Raw genomic sequence first — 447 nt, 5'->3', positions numbered from 1 at the left:
TCAGGATTCACATCTCTCCCAGCAGGTCGTACAGCTAACGTTGAAGTACCAGAAAGCAGAGATCGCATTCAACAGTATGCACGACAAGTACTCGACGCTCGTATCAGAGATGCAGGAGATGAGACGCTACAACGAGACACTCAAACAGGAGATGCGCACGGTCATCAACGAAAATCGAACACTCAAGATCGAACTTCAGAGGACCATCCAACACAGCCAGGACAAGATAGACGCCATGACCGTGGTGGATTTGAACGCTGAAAGTCTTAGACGGGACGTCCTAACGGATCTGAAAAGAGAGATGAAGTCTGAAATAGAGATGCATCAGACGGAGCTGAATCATAGCTACCTCAGAACAAAGCTTATCCTGAACTATATCCCCGTCATCATCAGTCTGATCTTTGTGATATTCACCATCTATTATCTTATGACAGGGATGCATTAGGA

2 protein-coding genes are annotated in these 447 nt (G+C 46.1%); both read left to right on the top strand.

Annotation, left to right across the window (positions count from 1 at the left end; all coding sequences use genetic code 11):
* The coding region (locus tag CD152_RS12065; protein ID WP_205757042.1) for a hypothetical protein at positions 1–261 on the top strand (261 nt) is incomplete at its 5' end.
* Positions 251–445, top strand: coding sequence for a hypothetical protein (locus CD152_RS12060; protein WP_157819772.1), 195 nt, complete (start codon positions 251–253; stop codon positions 443–445). The genes CD152_RS12065 and CD152_RS12060, both read left to right, overlap by 11 nt.
* Positions 446–447: the final 2 nt, after the last annotated feature.

This window comes from Macrococcoides caseolyticum (assembly GCF_002902665.1).
In the GTDB taxonomy this organism is placed as follows: Bacteria; Bacillota; Bacilli; order Staphylococcales; family Staphylococcaceae; genus Macrococcoides; species Macrococcoides caseolyticum.
Note: the sequence above shows the minus strand (reverse complement) of the source record. Positions and strands in the feature narration are given on the sequence as shown.